This window comes from Microbacterium sp. BH-3-3-3 (assembly GCF_007679045.1).
GTDB lineage: Bacteria > Actinomycetota > Actinomycetes > Actinomycetales > Microbacteriaceae > Microbacterium > Microbacterium algihabitans.
On the sequence record NZ_VEFS01000002.1, the window covers coordinates 54461 to 72169 of the forward strand.

Sequence of the window (17709 nt, forward strand, 5' to 3'; positions counted from 1 at the left end):
CCGCCGCGGCTCAGCCGCGCCGACCTCCGCTGAGGAATTTGCGCCAGAGGCCCTGCGAGTTGCCGCGGGTGGCGGCGGTGCGGCGCACCTGGTCGACGTAGACCGCCGTGATCAGCACCGCGCCCACCGCGACCTGCTGCCAGAAGGGCTGCACGCCCGTGATGACGAAGCCGTTCTGCAGCACCGCGGGGATGAACAGGCCCACGACGGTGCCCATGATCGTGCCGACGCCGCCGAAGAGCGAAGTGCCGCCGATCACGACGGCCGCGATCACGTTCAGGTTGGTCTGCGACTGCCCCGCGATCGCGGTGGTCGAGAACTGCGAGAGCGACAGGATGCCGCCGAGCCCGGCCAGGGCGCCGGAGATCGTGTAGATCTTGATCAGCTGCGCGTCGACCTTCACACCGACCCGGCGGGCGGCGATCTCGCTCGATCCGACGGCCAGCGTGTAGAGGCCGAACTTCGTGTAGTGCAGCACGATCGCGCCGATCACGACGACCACGAGCGCGATGACGCTGATGATCGGGACGGTGCCGAAGACGTTGCCGTAGCCGATCGAGACGGTCAGCACGGTGGGCACGTCGCGCACGTCGACGCCACCGGTGAGGATCTGCGCGAGGCCGAGCGCCATGCCGAGCGAGCCCAGCGTGACGATGAGCGGCGGGATCTTGGCCTTCGCGATGAGGAAGCCGTTCAGAAGCCCCCAGCACACGCCGCTCAGGACGGCGACGATGATGCCGACGGTGGCGACGCCCCAGCCTTCGCCGCCGAGGGCGCGCATCGTCAGCGCCGACACGACGCCGGAGAAGACGAGGACGGAGCCGACCGAGAGGTCTATGCCGGCGGTGATGATCACGTAGGTCATGCCGACCGCGAGCACCGCGAGGATCGAGGCGTTCTGGATGATCAGGCGGAAGTTCGACCACTGCGCGAAGGACTCGGGCGCGATGATGCTGAAGACGATGATGATCGCGAGCAGCACCAGGAGGATCTGGAACGCCTGGGTGCGCAGCACCGCGCGGAACGGGTTGACCTTCTGGTTGTCGTCGAACGTGCCGATGGCGACGGTCTCGGTGGGAGGAGTCTTGGTGCTCACTTCTGGTCGTCCTTCGTGACGGCGCCGGTCATGAGTCCGACGAGCTCTTCCATGGAGGTGTCTTTGGCGTTGATGTTGGCGACGCGGGTGCCCAGGCGCAGGACCTGGATACGGTCCGACACGTCGATGACGTGGGGCATCGAGTGCGAGATGAAGACCACGGCGATGCCCTTGTCGCGCACGCGCCGGATGGTTTCGAGCACGTTCTTGGTCTGACGCACGCCGAGCGCAGCGGTCGGTTCGTCGAGGAACACCACTCGCGAGGCCCAGTGCACCGCGCGGGCGATCGCGATCGCCTGGCGCTGGCCGCCGGACATCTCGCCGACGGGGGAGGTGAGGCTGCGGACGGTGGCGCCGAGTTCGTCGAACGCGTCGCGGGAGGCCTTCGCCATGTCCTTGGTCTTCATGAAGCCCAGGGCACCGGCGAGGCCCGGGCGGCGGATCTCGCGGCCCAGGTACATGTTCTGCACCGGGTCGAGGTGAGGGGCGAGCGCGAGGTCCTGGTAGACCGTCTCGATGCCGAGGCCGGAGGCGACCTGGGGGTTCGACATGTCGATGGGCTTTCCGTCGAAGAGGATTTCGCCCTCGTCGATCGCGAGGTTGCCCGAGAGGGCCTTCACGAGCGTCGACTTGCCGGCGCCGTTGTCGCCGATGAGGGCGGTGACCTCTCCGGGGTAGACCTCGAAGTCGACGTTGTGCAGGGCGCGGACGGACCCGAACTGGCGCGAGAGACCCCGCGCCTGCAGCACGGGCGTGGCCGTGGTGGTGCTCATGAAGAAGCTCCTTCGTGGTGGCCGACGCCGCCGGCGGCGGCGTCGGAGACGGTGACGACGAGGTCGGCGCGCTCGCGCCCGCGCTCGACGACGAGGGCGTTGCGCTCGTCGACCTCGCGGACCCAGGCGACGGCTTCGTCGTAGGGGTGGTCGTGGGAGAGTCGGCGCGCGACGAGGCGCTCGCGGCGCGCGGGCGAGTCGATGTCGAGGAACCACACCTCGTCGAGGCGGGAGGCGACGGCATCCCACCCGAACTCGTCGTGGAGCAGGTAGTTGCCCTCGGTGATGACGAGCGGAACTCCCGCGGGGACGAGCACCGCTGAGCCGATGGACTCCTCGAGGGTGCGGTCGAAGCGGGGGGCGTAGACCTCGTGTCCGGCGCGGATGCGATCGAGCAGGGCGATGTAGCCCTCGACGTCGAAGGTGTCGGGAGCCCCCTTGCGGTCGCGACGACCGAGTCGCACGAGTTCTTCGTTGGCGAGGTGGAACCCGTCCATGCCCACGAGCACCGCGTCGTCGCCGAGGGCAGCGAGCAGGGCGTCGCTCACTGTCGACTTGCCCGCGCCGGGGGTGCCGGCCACGCCCAGGATGCGTCGTTCGCCCGACGCCGCGAGCTGCCGGGCACGGGCGACGAGATCGTCGAGGTGCACGGTCGCGGCGGCGGTCGTCGCGTCGTTCTCCGAGGTGTGGGTCACAGCGGTGTGGTCCTTCCGGGCGACGCACCACGGCGGAGTGCTGCGTCGATGAAGCGGGTCCGGCGGGGGTGTCCACCGGTCGAACTCCGGTTACGGTAAGCCCACCGTGACACCGGTGTCAAGGTCCGTGATCAATTCGTCATGACACCGAAGTCATCCGCGTGATTCTGTGGTTATCATGGGCCCCGACGACACTGCCGTCGTCCTCGACTCCCGGACCCGTGAAAGAGCCCACCCATGACCGAATTCACCGACCGCACCATCCTCGTCACCGGAGCCGGTGGCGGCATCGGCGGGGCGACCGTTCGTCACCTCGTCGCCGCTGGCGCGACGGTCCTCGCCGCCGGTCGCGACGCCGACAGCGTCGCCGCGATCAGCGCCGAGACCGGTGCGGAGCCCGTCGTGTTCGACCTCGAATCCGAAGACGAGATCCGCGCGGCCATCGAGGGTCGTGACATCTACGGCGTCGTCAACTGCGGCGGCTGGGGCGGCGAGATCGCGACCCCGATGGACACCGACATCGACGTCTTCGACAAGGTCATGCGCATCAACGCCCGCGGCTCGCTGCTGGTCACCAAGTACGCCTCGCGCGAGATGATCCGCGTCGGCAAGGGCGGGGCGATCGTCAACGTCTCGAGCCAGGCGAGCCTCGTCGCCCTCTCGGGTCACATCTCGTACGGATCGTCGAAGGCCGCCCTCGACAACATCACGCGGGTCTCCGCCCTCGAGCTCGGCGGCTACGGCATCCGCGTCAACAGCGTGAACCCCACGGTCGTCATGACCCCGATGTCGGCCTGGTACTGGGGGCGTCCCGACATCGAGGGCCCCTTCCTCGAGGCCATGCCGCTGCACAAGTGGGCCACCGAAGACGACATCGCGGCCCCGATCGTGTTCCTGCTCGGCGACGGCGCGGGAATGATCTCGGGCGTCTCGCTCCCCATCGACGGCGGCTACTCCAGCCGCTGATCCCGGATGCCGTGAGGCGGCGCCGCGGTGGGCGGCGTCGTCTCGTGGTGAAGTGTTGGCGGCACGCGGGTTCCGGTCCCTTCGACAGGCTCAGGGACCTGGGTGAGGCTCAGGGACCTGGGTGGGGCGGGGGTTCCGGTCCCTTCGACAGGCTCAGGGACCTGGGTGACGCTGAGGGACCTGGGTGGGGCGGGGGTTCCGGTCCCTTCGACAGGCTCAGGGACCTGGGTGAGGCTCAGGGACCTGGGTGAGGCTGATCAGTCGCCGAAGATGCGCCGCAGGTAGGCGTTGCGGAAGACGCCGCGGGGGTCGGCCTCGCGGGCGACCGCGGCGAAATCGTGCGCGCGTGCCAGCGTCGTGAGGATCCGCTCGCCGGGCATGGTGAACGCCTTGCCCCAGTGCGGCCGCGCGTCGAACGGCGCGAGGGCTGCCTCGACGTGCGGAAGGGCCGACAGCACCCCCGCGGTGTCGTTGCGCCACGTGAAGTGGATGGCGAGGACGTCGCGCTGATACGCGGGGCTCAGCCACAGCTCGTCGGCGGCGACCGTGCGCAGCTCGGTCACCAGGAGGTGCTCGGCGAAGCCCGGGGCGATCTCGCGGACGGCCGCGAGGGCCTCGGCCGCCGAGCTCAGCGGAACGAAGTACTCCGACTGGATCTCGTCGCCGTCGCTGGGGAGGGCGTCGGCACGGAAGTGCGGCAGGCGCGTGTGCCACGGGCCGGAGGTGCCGCGCGGCGTCGTGTTGTCGACGGTGCGGATGCTGCCGAGGTGGATGTCATCGCCGACGGCGGTGCCGCCGAGCTCTTCGACCCACGTCGGAGACCCCGTGTCGCTCTTGGCCCAGACCAGGTCGTGCGCGGGGTCTCCCCAGGTCGTGAAGATGCTGACGCTGCGCGAGCCGCCGAGCACGGCGATCGGGTCGGCGATGATGTCGGCCCAAGCGACTCCGGTGTACGCCTGCTGCGTGACGGCGTAGGTCGGTTCGGTGCGCAGCTCGAGGGCCGTCACCACGCCCAGGGCGCCGATGCTGAGCGCGGCGGCGCCGAACCACGGGTGGGCTTCGTCGATGCGGTGCGTGCGGCCCTCGGCATCCATCAGCTCGACGCCCGTCACGGCGCTCGAGAGATTGCCGTTGCGAACGCCTGAACCGTGGGTGCCGGTCGCCGTCGCGCCGGCCACGGAGATGTGGGGGAGTGACCCGAGGTTGTGCAGCGCGCGGCCCTCGGCTTCGAGCACGGGAGCCAGCTGGGCGAAGGTCAGGAGCCCCTCGACACGCGCCCGGTCACCGGAGATGTCGATGCGCGTGGGCATCTTCTCGAGCGACACGAGGGTGGACTCGCTGTCGGCGACGTCGTTGAACGTGTGGCGGGTCGCCTGCACGCGCAGATGATCGGCGGATGCCACGACCTCGGCCAATTCGTCGGGCCCGGTCGGCAGCAGCACCTCGCGGGCACGGTACTGATGGTTGCCCGACCAGGTGGCCCCGGCGGAGCGTGTCTCGATCATCGGTTCTCCTCGCGTCGTCGCTCACCCATCCTGCCCCGGACCTCCGACATCGGGGCGCGGGTGGAGGGTTTCGGGAGGTGTTCCGCGCTCAGCGGGCCGGGAAGAGCGCGGCCTCGAACACGGCCTCGGCCGCGCCCACCAGTAGACGGTTCTCGCCGAGCTCGGCGGCTGCCAGGCGCAGACCCTCCGCGCAGGCGGGGATGGTCTGCGCGCGCACCGCGGCGTCGAGACCGGGCAGGTCGAGGTCGCCGAGGATCGCGAGAAACCCGCCCAGCACGATGACCGCGGGGTTCATCACGTTCGCGGCGTTGGCGAGGGCGGTGGCGAGGATCCGGCGCTGTCGATCGGTCTCGGCCCGCACCGCCGCATCGGTGCTGCGGGTGAGCGCCGCTGCGAGGGCCGCGTCGTCAGCGCCCTCGATGCCGAGCGCTCTCAGCAGCAGCGACCGGCTGACCTCGTCTTCGAGCACCCCCTCGGGCGCGCGACGGTCGTCGGGATCGGCGATGCCGGGCCTGTTCTGCCCGAACTCCCCGGCGTAGCCGCCCGCCCCGCCCAGCGGCATCCCACCGACGATCACCGCCCCGCCGATACCGCTCGCGCCGCCGTTGAGGTAGACGACGTCGTGCGCTCCGCGCGCGGCCCCGAACAGGTGCTCGGCCACGGCGCCCAGCGCCGCGTCGTTGGCGACGTGGGTGGGCAGGCCCGTGGCATCCGTCATCAGACCGGCGAGGGCGGCGTCGATCCAGCCGAGGTGCGGGGCTTCGCGTACGAGCCCGTCGGATGCGCGCACCGGACCGGGGACGGCGACCCCCACGCCCACAAGACGGGAGTCGGCGAGCGGCCCGCGGCGCCAGGAATCGAGGCGGATGCCGACGAGCTCGGCCGTGCGCTCGGGCGTGAGCAGCGTCGACTGGTCGAGGCGTTCGCGCGCGATGATCGACCCGTCCAGGGCGACCGCTGCGATGTCGAGGGCGTCGACCTCGGGGTTCACGGCGACGGCGACGACACGCGGGTCGGGCTCGACGATGGGGGAGGGGCGGCCGACGCGGCCCTGCGCCTCGGACGCCCGTTCGACGACGAGTCCCGCGCGCTGCAATTCGCCCACGAGGTCGGCGATGGTCGAGCGGTTCAGGCCCGTCGCCTCGGTCAGCGCGGCGCGCGAGCGCGGTCCCTCACGGTGCACGGTGCGCAGCACGAGGGCCAGATTGGCGCGGCGCATGCCGTCGCCCCGGCTGCCCGCGGTGACCATCCGACCACTGTGCCACGGGCGAGGCCGATTCCCACCCCGACCACAACCGCGCGGTGCCAGGATCGGAGCATGGACCTTTCCGGCATCCCCATCACGACCATCCGCGGCGAGCAGACGACCTTCGGCGAGCTGACCGACGGCAAGGCCGCCCTCGTGGTGAACGTCGCCTCGCGATGCGGCCTCGCCCCGCAGTACGAGGCGCTCGAGGCGCTGCACAAGAAGTACGCCGACCGCGGTTTCACGGTGATCGGCTTCCCCAGCAACCAGTTCCTGCAGGAGCTCAGCGACGAGGACAAGATCGCCGAGTACTGCTCGGCGACGTGGGGCGTGACCTTCCCGATGTCGGAGAAGGTCAAGATCAACGGGCGCAGCGCCCACCCCCTGTACAAGGAGCTCACGACGACTCCGGATGCCGAGGGCAAGACCGGCCGCATCTCGTGGAACTTCGAGAAGTTCGTCGTCGCCCCCGATGGTCGGGTGACCCGCTTCAGCCCGCGGACGCTGCCCGACGCCCCCGAGGTCGTCGCCGCGATCGAGGACGCGCTCCCGGCCTGATCCCCCCTCAGCCAGGCGCGCGGGTGTCCCCGCGATGTCGGAGCCGTGCCCTAATCTGAGCGGCATCCGACCCTCTGAGGAGTTGCCGTGGCCGATGCCGTCGTTCTCGTCTCCGGCGGCGCTGCCGTCACCCCGTTCACCGACACCGACCGGGGTGCCGGGTCGGGGCTCGCGGCGGGCAACACGCTGACCGCCCTCCGCGAGCACCACCGTGCGGCCGGGCGGCAGGTCTTCACCGCTCCGGCCCGCATCGGTGCGGGGACGGTCGAAGCGGATGCCGGGTGGCAGGGCTTCGGCGACGTCCCGGTCGTGCTGCCCGCCGAGCTGACGATCAACGCCGTCGGCGCTGTCGACCACGCGGGCGTGGCGCTCGCCGCATTCCTCCGCTGGCTCTCCGTCGAGTACGCCGTTTCGAGTGTCGATCTCGTCGCGCACTCCATGGGCGGTCTGTTCTCGCGCGCGGCGATCCGCGAGCTGGCCGGGGCGGCCCCGCGGGTGGACCACCTCGTGACCCTCGGCACGCCCTGGGACGGCGCGGTGCTCGGCGACGCCGTCGCGGGCGACATCACGGATGCCGACGCGCACGGCGACCCGGCGACCACGACGATCCTCGACCAGGCGCGTGCCTATGCGGCGGCGAACTCGCAAGGGGCGGCCGAGCAGGTGTCGCGGCGGTTCCTCCGCACCTGGAACGAGGCGCAGGCCGGAGTGCTCGACGACGTGGCGGTCACGGCGATCGGGGCGGGGTACTTCGCCGCCGCCACCGAGCCGGCGCAGCTCTGGCCGCACGACGGGCTCGTGTCGTTGCGCAGCGGTCGGGCCGACGATGTGCCGGCGGCCGTCGTTCCTCGCATCGATCGGCACTCCTTCCCCGACCACGTGCACAGCATCTTCTTCGCCGACGGGTTCGGCCTGCCGTGGGAGCGCGCGCTGACGTGGGATCCGCAGGTCTTCGACGTGGTCGACGCCGCTCTCCGGCGGTGATCCGAGCGGGACTCAGTTCGTCGGCGCGACGTATTCGTACGCCAGATCGCTCACCGCGGCGATGTGAGCGAAGTCGTGATCAGAACTCAGGACCGTCGCGTCGTTCGCGATGGCGTACGCCGCGATCAGGATGTCGACGGTGCCCGCGGCACGCACGAGGCCGGCGTTCCAGAGTGCGGACTGGATGCCGACGGCGAGCGTCTCGTCCGGTGCCCGTTCGAGAGGGAATCCCAGCGAGATCTGCTCGCGGTAGTGCGCGCGTTCCTCGGGCGAGCGTGCGCTGTGGCAGAACTCCACCACCTGCGGCGGGCACGTCACGAACAGGTCGGAAGGCGATCGCGCGATGCGTTCGAGCCGATCGCGGATGGCCGGGTCGCCTGAGGCCAAGCGCGCCCAGACCGAGTTGTCGACGAGGTAGTCGGTCACGACGTCGAGGCGACAGGCGCATCGAGCCCGGCCTCGAGGTCCGTCAGTCCGGCAATTCCGGCGATCATCGCGTCCTTCTGCTGGGAAGCGATGAGACGGCGGAGGGCGAGGTCGAGGACCGCGCGATTCGAGGGTGCTCCGGTGAGGATCCGCGCGCGTTCGATGAGTCGTGGATCGAGGTCGACGCTGGTCAGTGCCATGGGAAGCCCCCTTCGCTATATATCCCAGTATATGTCGGCCGAAGCGGTGAGAGGGGGTGGACGCCGCGGCATCCGGGATATATGTTGTGAGCACCAACAAACCCGCTGCGCGCCACCGCGCGCTCGTGCGTCCATGCGAAGGAGCAGGAATGCCCACCCCCACCCGCGACGACAAGTTCTCGTTTGGTCTCTGGACCGTCGGCTACAACGGCACCGACCCCTTCGGCGGCCCCACACGTGAGCCCCTCGACGTCGTGCACGTCGTCGAGAAGCTCGCCGAGCTCGGCGCCTACGGCCTGACCTTCCACGACGACGACCTCTTCGCCTTCGGCTCCACCGACGCCGAGCGTCAGAAGCAGATCGACCGCCTCAAGGGCGCGATGAGCGACACCGGCATCGTCACGCCGATGGTGACCACCAACCTCTTCTCGGCCCCCGTCTTCAAGGACGGCGGCTTCACCTCGAACGACCGCCAGGTGCGTCGTTTCGCGCTGCGCAAGGTGCTGCGCAACCTCGACCTCGCCGCCGAGCTCGGCGCGAAGACCTTCGTCATGTGGGGCGGCCGCGAGGGCGCCGAGTACGACTCCGCGAAGGACATCCGCCAGGCGCTCGAGCGCTACCGTGAGGCCGTCAACCTGCTCGGCGACTACGTCACCGACAAGGGCTACGACATCCGCTTCGCCATCGAGCCCAAGCCCAACGAGCCCCGCGGCGACATCCTGCTGCCCACGCTCGGACACGCGATCGCGTTCATCGACTCGCTCGAGCGCCCCGAGCTGGTGGGCCTGAACCCCGAGGTCGGCCATGAGCAGATGGCGGGCCTGAACTTCGCCGCCGGCATCGCCCAGGCGCTGTACCACGGCAAGCTCTTCCACATCGACCTCAACGGTCAGCGCGGCATCAAGTACGACCAGGACCTCGTGTTCGGCCACGGCGATCTGCACAACGCCTTCGCGCTCGTCGACCTGCTCGAGAACGGCGGCCCCGGCGGCGTGCCCGCGTACGACGGCCCCCGTCACTTCGACTACAAGCCCTCGCGCACCGAGGACGAGACCGGTGTCTGGGACTCCGTGTCGGCCAACATGAACACCTACCTGCTGCTCAAGGAGCGCGCCGCGGCCTTCCGCGCCGACCCCGAGGTGCAGGCAGCTCTCGAGGCCGCCAAGGTCGCCGAGCTCGCGCAGCCGACGCTGAACGAGGGCGAGACCTACGACGACTTCCTCGCCGACCGCTCGGCCTACGAGGACTTCGACACCGACGCGTACCTCGGCGGCAAGGGCTTCGGCTTCGTCCGCCTGCAGCAGCTCGCCACCGAGCACCTGCTCGGCGCGCGCTGAGTCGGAAGGGGTCCGGATGCCGCGGCATCCGGGCCCCTTCGCGTCACTTCCGCTGCGGTCGAGTCGCGCATCCCGCTCGGCATCCCGCCCGTACGCTGAGTGTCCGAAACACCCGGACGAATTCGAAAAGTCTCCGGGTGTTTTGGACACTCAAGAGGGCGGGGCGAGACGGGGCCTCGGCGCCACGGGGCCGCACCCCGCAACACAGACAACTCGGACCGCGCCGACGGAGGCGCGGCGGACAGAAGGGCAGAGCATGGCGCTCGTCATGGGAGTCGACTCGTCGACGCAGTCGTGCAAGGTCGTCGTCGTCGACGCCGAGACCGGGAAGGTCGTGCGCGAGGGGCGCGCGTCGCACCCCGCCGGCACGTCGGTCGATCCCGAGGCGTGGTGGAAAGCGCTTCAGGATGCCATCGCCCAGGCCGGCGGTCTCGACGATGTCGCCGCGGTGTCGATCGCGGGTCAGCAGCACGGCATGGTCGTGCTCGACGCCGAGGGGGCCGTCATCCGCGACGCCCTGCTCTGGAACGACACCCGGTCGGCGCAGGCCGCGCGCGACCTCATCGACGAGGTGGGCGCGGAGGCGTTCGCCGAGCGGACGGGTGCCGTGCCGGTCGCCTCGTTCACCGGCACCAAGCTTCGATGGTTGCGCGACGCCGAGCCGGACAACGCCGCGCGCGTCGCCGCCGTGGCCCTGCCCCACGATTGGCTGACCTGGCGTCTGCGCGGATTCGGCCCGGGCAACGCCGTTCTCGAGGAGCTCGTCACCGACCGGTCCGACGCCTCGGGCACCGCGTACTGGGGCGCCGACGGCTACGACCTCGACCTATTCCGACGCGCCCTCGGGCACGATGCCGTGCTGCCGCGCGTGCTCGGTCCGTGGGAGAGCGCGGGGACGCTGCCCGGCGGCGCCCTCGTCGGCCCCGGGGCAGGAGACAACGCCGGCGCGGCGCTCGGCCTCGGCGCGGGCGTGGGCGACGTGGTCGTCTCGCTCGGCACCTCGGGCACCGTGTTCGCCGTCACCGACACCCCGGCCCGCGATGCGACGGGCGCGGTGGCCGGCTTCGCCGACGCCACGGGGCGCTTCCTGCCCCTGGTGGCCACCCTCAACGCCGCCCGGGTGCTCGACGCCTTCGCGGGGCTCCTCGGCGTGTCCCACGACGAGCTCGGGGCCCTGGCACTCGAGGCCGAGCCCGGTGCCGGCGGCGTGGTGCTCGTGCCGTGGTTCGAGGGCGAGCGCACGCCCAACCTGCCGCACGCGCAGGCCTCGCTGACCGGCCTGACCCTGGCATCCACGAACCGCCCGAATCTCGCGCGCGCCGCCGTCGAAGGCATGCTGAGCGGGCTCGCCGTCGGGCTCGAGGCAATCGAGGCGCAGGGAGTCGAGGTGCGCCGCGTGCTGCTGATCGGCGGTGCCGCCGCGAACGAGGGCGTCGCCCGCATCGCCGCGCAGGTGTTCGACGCCGAGATCGTCGTCCCGGCCGCGGGTGAGTACGTCGCGCTGGGCGCGGCGCGCCAGGCGGCGGGGGTGCTCGCCGGCGGTCCGGTCGAGTGGACGGTATCCACCACGCGGGCGGTCGAGCCCGACCACCGCCCCGGGATCCGCGAGCGGTACGACGTGGTGGCGGCTCTGCGTGCGACGGAGTAGTGACACAGCGCACTCATAGGCCAAAGTAGAGGCGGGTCCGTCGGCGTCTTGTAAGGGGGGCGTCGGCGGACTCTCTGCGGGAGCGCTCCCTGTCAACCGTCTCGCGTGCGGGCCGGGCGGGATCCAGCCTGAGCGCATGACGCGCATCCGGCTCCACGCCCCATCCTTCGAGCGCGAGGTCGACGTCGACCTCGACGCGTCCTCCGGCGCCCGTGAAGACCTCATCGAGGCCGAGGGTATGACCTGGGTGCGCGACGGGGACAGCGGGGGGATGCCACGGTACGTGCCCGCATCGTCGGGCTGATCGGGCAGCGTCACGGCATCCGGAGCGTCGCCCCCTCTGCCTGCACCCGTTCGTACGACGGTTGACGCGCCGCCCGGACCCACGCGTAGGCCCGCGTTCCGGGCAGGGGTCGCCGCACCGCGTCGAATCGGAGCCCGGCATCGTCCTGGTCGGGCGAGACCGTCAACTCGGCGACGGCGAACGGATGCCACGCCCCCAGCGCCGACGCGTGGCCCAGGGTGAGCGTCCACTCGACGCCGTCGTCGGGTGTGGTCGCGGTCGCGAGTGACAGGCGGCGCGGGTCGGTCGCCCGAGGCCGTCCCGATCGCGTGCGCGCTCCGAGCAGCACGGCACTGCGCGGGCCCCGGTACGGCAGCAGGGTGCCGAATCGCGCTCGCTCGGCGCGTCGATGCGGCATGAGGGTGAAGCGTGCCGGGATCGACCATCCGGTCGACGCCAGTTCGATGTCGACCGGACGCCCGTCGTGGGTGACCCGCAGAGCGAGGCCGACGACGTCGGGCAGCGGCGCGGGCAGGCCGATCGAGCGCGACAGCCGGGCGACGACCGGGACGCCATGGGGCGGGGCGTCGTCGATCCATGACACGCCAGCGGGCGCTGCGCCCGGGATCCAGCGGATCCGCCCCTCGAACACCACGCCCCGCGAATGGATCGGGCGGGGAGCGCGCGCGAGACGGATCGCCGCGAAGGCGCCGTCGAGCAGCGCGCCGAGGGCTCGCGCAAAGGGGGCCCGGGAAGGACGGGGGACGCCGGTGTCAGCGATCATGCCCACATGGCACCCCGCGAGGACGGCGTGCAGCGAGGGGGTTGCGCCCCACTACTGTGAGTCACCATGAGCGGCGAGGTCGGGGGCAGGCGCATCGGCGTGCGCGAGGTCGCCGCCGCTGCGGGGGTCTCGACGCAGACCGTCTCTCGCGTGCTCAACGGGTATCCGGGCATTCGCGAGGCGACCCGCGAGCGCGTGCTCGATGCGGTGGCCGCCCTCGACTACCGGGTCAACAACGCCGCCCGTGCGCTGGGTACGAGCCTCACGCGCACGGTCGGGGTCGTGGCATCCGACGCCGTCCTGCATGGACCCGCCGCCGGCATCGCCGCCCTCGAACGGGCCGCGCGGGCGCGGGGTCGGTGGATCTCCACCGCGTACACCGACTCCGACGACCCGGCCGACATCGACGCCGCCGTGCGCCACCTGCTCGATCAGGGAGTCGATGGGATCGTGCTGGTCGCCGCCCACGGCGCCACCGCCCTCGACGGTTTCGACGTGCCGATCGTGCCGCTGTACGGCGAATCCGGGGCCCGCCAGCGCGACGCGGCCGCGCTCGTCGTCGAACACCTCGCCGACCTCGGACACCGTCGGATCATCGAGGTCGCCGGTCCCTCCGACTGGCGCGAATCCCTCGCCCGCACGGCGGGGGTCGCAGACGCCGTCGCCCGCCTCGACCTCGAGCTCGTCGATCGCGCGGAGGGCGACTGGAGTGCGGCATCCGGCTTCGCGCTCTCTGAGGCCGTCGCCGCCCGCGTGCGCAAGGGGGTCACGGCCGTCGCCGTCGCCAACGACCAGATGGCTCTCGGTCTCATCGGGGGGCTCACCGCCCGAGGCCTCGCGGTGCCGGGTGACGTCTCGATCGCGGGATTCGACGACAATCCGGATGCCGCGTTCTACACCCCCGCGCTCACGACCGTGCGCCTCGACGTCGAGGGCGAGGCCGCGCACGCGGTCGCGGCCGTGCTCGGCGATGCCTCGGCGTCCCCGGCGGCACCGGTGCTGGTGATACGCGCGTCGACGGCCTCGCCGCGCTGAGCGGTCGGCCCCCGGGCCGAATTCCGGAAAACCCGCCGGCGCGGCTTCCTCAGCCCGGCGACCTCGGCGTTCGACCGGAACCGGCGGCGCGGATCTCCGGAGTTCTGCACCGACGTCGCTGCACGGCCGCTCTCGGGGTCAGCCCGGCCGCCGACATCCGCTCTCGCGAAGACGCGATGTTACCGGTAACATCGAACCCGGCCCCACCCGACCCCGTCGAAGGAGACACGCGTGTCTGCTGCCGCCACGTTCGCACCCGAGGTGCAGGAGGCGATCGACGCCGTCCGCGCCGACGTCGCGAAACTGCACGCCGAGCTCGTGCGCTACAACCTCATCGTCTGGACCGGCGGCAACGTCTCGGGCCGCGTTCCCGGCGCCGACCTGTTCGTCATCAAGCCCTCCGGCGTCTCGTACGACGACCTGGCTCCCGAGAACATGATCCTCTGCGATCTCGACGGCAACGCGATCCCCGGCACGCCCGGCTCCGAGCGCAGCCCCTCGAGCGACACCGCGGCGCACGCCTACGTGTACCGGAACATGCCCGAGGTCGGCGGGGTCGTGCACACGCACTCCACCTACGGCGTCGCCTGGGCCGCCCGCGGCGAAGAGATCCCCTGCGTCATCACCGCGATGGCCGACGAGTTCGGCGGACCCATCCCGGTCGGCCCGTTCGCCATCATCGGCGACGACTCGATCGGCCGAGGCATCGTCGAGACCCTGCGCGGCCACCGCTCGCGCGGCGTGATCATGCAGAACCACGGTCCCTTCACGATCGGCACGAACGCGAAGGACGCCGTCAAGGCCGCCGTCATGCTCGAAGACGTCGCCCGCACCGTGCACATCGCGCGCGAGGCGGGCCCGCTCATCCCGATCCCGCAGGACAAGATCGACGCCCTCTACAACCGCTACCAGAACGTCTACGGACAGAGCACGGACGACCGCCGATGACCGCCCACATCACTGCACTGCTCGAAGAAGGCCGCGCCAGCCTCGGCATCGAACTCGGCTCCACCCGCATCAAGGCGTGCCTGATCGGCCCCGACGCCGAGGTGCTCGCCACCGGCTCCCACGAGTGGGAGAACGTCTACGCCGACAAGCTCTGGACCTACTCGCTGGATGCCGTGTGGTCGGGCCTGCAGGCCGCGTACGCCGCCCTGGTCGCCGACGTGCGGCAGCGCTTCGGCGTCACCCCCGAGCGCTACGCCGCGATGGGTGTGTCGGCGATGATGCACGGCTACCTCGCGTTCGACGCCGATGGTGAGCTGCTGGCGCCCTTCCGCACGTGGCGCAACACCAACACCGGTGTCGCAGCCGCCGAGCTCACCGATCTGCTGGGCGTGAACATTCCGCTCCGCTGGTCGATCGCGCACCTGCACCAGGCCGTCGTCGACGCCGAGCCCCACGTCCCCGAGATCCGCTTCCTCACCACCCTCGCCGGGTACGTGCACTGGAAGCTGAGCGGCGAGAAGGTGCTCGGCGTGGGCGATGCCTCGGGCATGTTCCCCATCGACTCCGCCACCCGCGACTACGACGCCGAGCTCGTCGCGCGCTACGACGCGCTCGCCGCGGGCCGGGTGCCCGCGCTCAACGACCTGTTGCCGCGCGTGCTCGTGGCGGGCACGGCCGCCGGCGCGCTGACCGACGCCGGTGCGACGCTGCTCGACCCGAGCGGAACCCTGCGCCCCGGCATCCCGTTCGCTCCTCCGGAGGGCGACGCGGGCACCGGCATGGTCGCGACCTGCGCCGTGGCTCCGCGCACCGGAAACGTCAGCGCCGGCACGAGCATCTTCGCGATGGTCGTGCTCGAGCGCCCGCTCACCGAGGTGCACCACGAGCTTGACCTCGTCACGACGCCCGCAGGAGATGCGGTCGCGATGGTGCACTGCAACAACGGCGCGAGCGAGCTGGCCGCGTGGGCGAACATGTTCACCGCGTTCGCCGCCGCCGCCGGCACCCCGGTGACCCCGGATGCCACCTACGCGGCGCTCTTCGACGCGGCGCTGAACGGCGAGGCCGACGCCGGCGGATTGCTGGCCTACAACCACCTCGCGGGCGAGCCCATCGCGGATCTCGACGAGGGCCGGCCGCTCGTCGTACGCACCCCCGACAGTCGTCTGACGCTGCCGAACTTCATGCGCGCGCAGCTCTACGGCGTGTTCGGCACCCTCGCGCTCGGCATGGACGTGCTCCACGGCGAGGGCGTGCAGCTCGACAAGATGTACGCGCACGGCGGCATGTTCCGCACGGCCGGCGTCGCCCAGCGCTTCCTCGCCGCCGCCCTCGACGCCCCCGTCGCGGTCGCCGAAACGGCGTCGGAGGGCGGGGCGTGGGGCATGGCCGTGCTCGCGGCGTACGTCGCCGACGACTCCGGCCGCGACCTCGACCAGTGGCTGCGCGAGACGGTGTTCGCCACCGCCCCGATCGTCACCGCCGACCCCGAACCCGCCGACGTGGCCGGTTTCTCGTCCTACCTCGACCGCTACCGCGCAGGCCTCGCCGTCGAGGCCGCCGCCGTGGCATCCCTCTGATCACCCGAAAAGGAACAGTCATGACCCGCACTCCCCTCAAGAACGACCTCGGCGGCTACGAGGTCTGGTTCGTCACCGGTAGCCAGAACCTCTACGGCGAAGAGACGCTCACGCAGGTCGCCGAGCAGTCGCAGGCCGTCGTCGAGGGCCTCAACGGCCTGCCGGTGAAGGTCGTCTGGAAGCCCGTGCTGAAGGACTCCGACAGCATCCGCCGCATGGCGCTCGAGATCAACGGCCGCGACGACGTCATCGGCGTCATCGCCTGGATGCACACCTTCAGCCCCGCGAAGATGTGGATCGCCGGCCTCGACGCCCTGCAGAAGCCGCTGCTGCACCTGCACACGCAGGCCAACGTCGAGCTGCCGTGGAACGACATCGACTTCGACTTCATGAACCTCAACCAGGCCGCCCACGGCGACCGCGAGTTCGGGTACATCCAGACGCGCCTCGGCGTCTCGCGCAAGACGGTCGTCGGCCACGTGTCGAACCCGGCCGTGCGCCAGCAGATCGAGGACTGGGAGCGCGCTGCCGCCGGCTGGACCGCCGCCCGTACCCTCAAGCTCGCGCGCTTCGGCGACAACATGCGCTACGTCGCCGTCACCGAGGGCGACAAGACCGAGGCCGAGCTCCGCTTCGGAGTGCAGGTCAACACCTGGGGCGTCAACGAGCTCGTCGAGGCCGTGGAGAAGGCATCGGATGCCGACATCGACGCGCTCGTGCAGGAGTACGTCGACAGCTACGACGTCGTCGACGAACTCCTCCCCGGCGGCGCGCGTCACCAGTCGCTGCGCGACGGCGCGGCGATCGAGTTGGGCCTGCGTTCGTTCCTCGAGGAGGGCGGCTTCGGTGCCTTCACCACCTCGTTCGAAGACCTCGGCGCGCTGAAGCAGTTGCCCGGTCTCGCGGTGCAGCGCCTCATGGCCGAGGGCTACGGCTTCGGCGCCGAGGGCGACTGGAAGACCGCGATCCTCGTGCGCGTCGCCAACGTCATGGGCGCGGGCCTGCCCGGCGGCGCCTCGCTCATGGAGGACTACACCTACGACCTCGTCCCCGGCAACGAGCGCATCCTCGGGGCGCACATGCTCGAGGTCTCGCCCTCGCTGACCACCAAGAAGCCGCGCCTCGAGATCCACGAGCTGGGCATCGGCGGCAAGGACGACCCGGTGCGTCTGGTCTTCACCGCCGACGCCGGCCCCGCGCTGGTCGTCGCGATGAGCGACATGCGCGACCGCTTCCGTCTGGTGGCCAACGTCGTCGAGAACGTCGACGCGCCCGACCTTCCGAAGCTCCCCGTGGGCCGCGCGGTGTGGAAGCCCGCGCCCGACTTCGCGACCTCGGCCGGCTGCTGGCTCGCCGCCGGCGCCGCCCACCACACCGTCATGACGACGGCCGTGGGCATCGAGGTGTTCCGCGACTTCGCGGAGATCGCCAAGACCGAGCTCGTCGTGATCGACGACGACACCACGGTCCGCGGTTTCCAGAGTGAACTGCGCTGGAACCAGGCGTACTACCGCCTGGCCCAGGGCCTGTAAGACCCGTCGCCCCGGGAGCCGCACTGCCCCGGGGTGACGCGGTACGCGCGCGTCCCGCTCTCTCGAGACGCGCTCTCGCCCGACGAGGCCTCCCTATCGCCTCGACGAGCGGA

The 17709-nt window shown here is 71.1% G+C and carries 18 protein-coding genes; 10 read left to right on the forward strand and 8 right to left on the reverse strand.

Annotated features, from left to right (window positions below; genetic code table 11):
* Positions 1-10: 10 nt before the first annotated feature.
* Genes FS769_RS08050 through FS769_RS08060 form a run of 3 tightly spaced genes read right to left on the reverse strand, consistent with a single transcriptional unit; the run spans position 11 to position 2564 of the window.
* Positions 11-1096 (reverse strand): ABC transporter permease, encoded by a 1086-nt coding sequence (locus FS769_RS08050; protein WP_144832152.1) that lies wholly within the window; start codon positions 1094-1096, stop codon positions 11-13.
* On the reverse strand, positions 1093-1869 hold the full coding sequence (locus tag FS769_RS08055; RefSeq protein WP_144832155.1) for an ATP-binding cassette domain-containing protein: 777 nt from the start codon (positions 1867-1869) through the stop codon (positions 1093-1095). The genes FS769_RS08050 and FS769_RS08055 overlap by 4 nt, the downstream gene beginning before the upstream one ends.
* On the reverse strand, positions 1866-2564 hold the full coding sequence (locus FS769_RS08060) for a nucleoside/nucleotide kinase family protein (RefSeq protein ID WP_144832157.1): 699 nt from the start codon (positions 2562-2564) through the stop codon (positions 1866-1868). Before FS769_RS08060 ends, FS769_RS08055 begins: the two co-directional genes overlap by 4 nt.
* Before the next feature lie 237 nt (positions 2565-2801).
* Between FS769_RS08060 and FS769_RS08065 the strand changes: the two genes are divergently transcribed.
* Positions 2802-3530, forward strand: a complete 729-nt coding sequence (locus tag FS769_RS08065; RefSeq protein ID WP_144785922.1) for an SDR family oxidoreductase — start codon at positions 2802-2804, stop codon at positions 3528-3530.
* A gap of 257 nt (positions 3531-3787) precedes the next feature.
* Here the strand turns inward: FS769_RS08065 and FS769_RS08075 are convergent, their stop codons facing one another.
* A complete protein-coding gene (locus tag FS769_RS08075) occupies positions 3788-5035 on the reverse strand; it encodes a D-arabinono-1,4-lactone oxidase (protein ID WP_144832160.1) in 1248 nt (415 codons plus the stop codon).
* A gap of 88 nt (positions 5036-5123) precedes the next feature.
* Complete coding sequence (locus tag FS769_RS08080; protein WP_144832163.1) at positions 5124-6284, reverse strand: ROK family transcriptional regulator; 1161 nt, start codon at positions 6282-6284, stop codon at positions 5124-5126.
* 69 nt (positions 6285-6353) lie between these two features.
* Here FS769_RS08080 and FS769_RS08085 point away from each other — a divergent pair, with 69 nt between their 5' ends.
* Together FS769_RS08085 and FS769_RS08090 are read left to right on the forward strand one after the other, a co-directional pair.
* Positions 6354-6839, forward strand: a complete 486-nt coding sequence (locus FS769_RS08085) for a glutathione peroxidase (RefSeq protein WP_056224130.1) — start codon at positions 6354-6356, stop codon at positions 6837-6839.
* Positions 6840-6926: 87 nt separating this feature from the next.
* Entirely contained in the window at positions 6927-7823 is an 897-nt protein-coding gene (locus FS769_RS08090; RefSeq protein ID WP_144832166.1) for a triacylglycerol lipase, read from the forward strand.
* A gap of 12 nt (positions 7824-7835) precedes the next feature.
* Here FS769_RS08090 and FS769_RS08095 read toward each other — a convergent pair whose 3' ends face one another.
* Together FS769_RS08095 and FS769_RS08100 are read right to left on the reverse strand one after the other, a co-directional pair.
* Positions 7836-8249, reverse strand: coding sequence for a PIN domain-containing protein (locus tag FS769_RS08095; protein WP_144832169.1), 414 nt, complete (start codon positions 8247-8249; stop codon positions 7836-7838).
* Positions 8246-8449: a type II toxin-antitoxin system VapB family antitoxin gene (locus FS769_RS08100; RefSeq protein ID WP_144832171.1), complete on the reverse strand. Its 204-nt coding sequence runs from the start codon at positions 8447-8449 to the stop codon at positions 8246-8248. The genes FS769_RS08095 and FS769_RS08100 overlap by 4 nt, the downstream gene beginning before the upstream one ends.
* Positions 8450-8598: 149 nt before the next feature.
* On the opposite strand from FS769_RS08100, the gene xylA reads away from it, so the two are divergent.
* From xylA to FS769_RS16815, 3 genes are all read left to right on the forward strand, one after another.
* Positions 8599-9786 carry a xylose isomerase gene (xylA, locus tag FS769_RS08105; protein WP_056224126.1) on the forward strand — a complete coding sequence of 396 codons (1188 nt, stop codon included), beginning with the start codon at positions 8599-8601 and terminating at the stop codon, positions 9784-9786.
* A gap of 256 nt (positions 9787-10042) precedes the next feature.
* Positions 10043-11434 (forward strand): xylulokinase, encoded by a 1392-nt coding sequence (gene xylB / locus FS769_RS08110; RefSeq protein WP_144832174.1) that lies wholly within the window; start codon positions 10043-10045, stop codon positions 11432-11434.
* Positions 11435-11570: 136 nt separating this feature from the next.
* A complete protein-coding gene (locus FS769_RS16815; RefSeq protein ID WP_186325481.1) occupies positions 11571-11738 on the forward strand; it encodes a hypothetical protein in 168 nt (55 codons plus the stop codon).
* Positions 11739-11748: 10 nt separating this feature from the next.
* Here FS769_RS16815 and FS769_RS08115 read toward each other — a convergent pair whose 3' ends face one another.
* The gene (locus FS769_RS08115) at positions 11749-12501 is read right to left on the reverse strand and encodes a hypothetical protein (protein ID WP_144832177.1); all 753 of its coding nucleotides are present in this window, start codon (positions 12499-12501) and stop codon (positions 11749-11751) included.
* 66 nt (positions 12502-12567) lie between these two features.
* On the opposite strand from FS769_RS08115, the gene FS769_RS08120 reads away from it, so the two are divergent.
* From FS769_RS08120 to araA, 4 genes are all read left to right on the forward strand, one after another.
* Positions 12568-13536 (forward strand): LacI family DNA-binding transcriptional regulator, encoded by a 969-nt coding sequence (locus tag FS769_RS08120; protein WP_144832180.1) that lies wholly within the window; start codon positions 12568-12570, stop codon positions 13534-13536.
* A gap of 231 nt (positions 13537-13767) precedes the next feature.
* On the forward strand, positions 13768-14484 hold the full coding sequence (locus FS769_RS08125) for an L-ribulose-5-phosphate 4-epimerase (RefSeq protein WP_144785930.1): 717 nt from the start codon (positions 13768-13770) through the stop codon (positions 14482-14484).
* Complete coding sequence (locus FS769_RS08130) at positions 14481-16064, forward strand: xylulokinase (RefSeq protein ID WP_144832183.1); 1584 nt, start codon at positions 14481-14483, stop codon at positions 16062-16064. The genes FS769_RS08125 and FS769_RS08130 overlap by 4 nt, the downstream gene beginning before the upstream one ends.
* A 20-nt stretch (positions 16065-16084) precedes the next feature.
* Positions 16085-17596, forward strand: a complete 1512-nt coding sequence (gene araA, locus FS769_RS08135) for an L-arabinose isomerase (protein WP_144832186.1) — start codon at positions 16085-16087, stop codon at positions 17594-17596.
* The last annotated feature ends 113 nt before the right edge of the window (positions 17597-17709 follow it).

Bases quoted from the DNA above. Each gene is read 5' to 3' on its own strand.
- FS769_RS08055 (WP_144832155.1), bottom strand. From the start codon at position 1,869: ATGAGCACCACCACGGCCACGCCCGTGCTGCAGGCGCGGGGTCTCTCG.
- FS769_RS08065 (WP_144785922.1), top strand. From the start codon at position 2,802: ATGACCGAATTCACCGACCGCACCATCCTCGTCACCGGAGCCGGTGGC.
- FS769_RS08075 (WP_144832160.1), bottom strand. From the start codon at position 5,035: ATGATCGAGACACGCTCCGCCGGGGCCACCTGGTCGGGCAACCATCAG.
- FS769_RS08080 (WP_144832163.1), bottom strand. From the start codon at position 6,284: ATGGTCACCGCGGGCAGCCGGGGCGACGGCATGCGCCGCGCCAATCTG.
- FS769_RS08085 (WP_056224130.1), top strand. From the start codon at position 6,354: ATGGACCTTTCCGGCATCCCCATCACGACCATCCGCGGCGAGCAGACG.
- FS769_RS08100 (WP_144832171.1), bottom strand. From the start codon at position 8,449: ATGGCACTGACCAGCGTCGACCTCGATCCACGACTCATCGAACGCGCG.
- xylA (WP_056224126.1), top strand. From the start codon at position 8,599: ATGCCCACCCCCACCCGCGACGACAAGTTCTCGTTTGGTCTCTGGACC.
- xylB (WP_144832174.1), top strand. From the start codon at position 10,043: ATGGCGCTCGTCATGGGAGTCGACTCGTCGACGCAGTCGTGCAAGGTC.
- FS769_RS16815 (WP_186325481.1), top strand. From the start codon at position 11,571: ATGACGCGCATCCGGCTCCACGCCCCATCCTTCGAGCGCGAGGTCGAC.
- FS769_RS08115 (WP_144832177.1), bottom strand. From the start codon at position 12,501: ATGATCGCTGACACCGGCGTCCCCCGTCCTTCCCGGGCCCCCTTTGCG.
- FS769_RS08120 (WP_144832180.1), top strand. From the start codon at position 12,568: ATGAGCGGCGAGGTCGGGGGCAGGCGCATCGGCGTGCGCGAGGTCGCC.
- FS769_RS08130 (WP_144832183.1), top strand. From the start codon at position 14,481: ATGACCGCCCACATCACTGCACTGCTCGAAGAAGGCCGCGCCAGCCTC.
- araA (WP_144832186.1), top strand. From the start codon at position 16,085: ATGACCCGCACTCCCCTCAAGAACGACCTCGGCGGCTACGAGGTCTGG.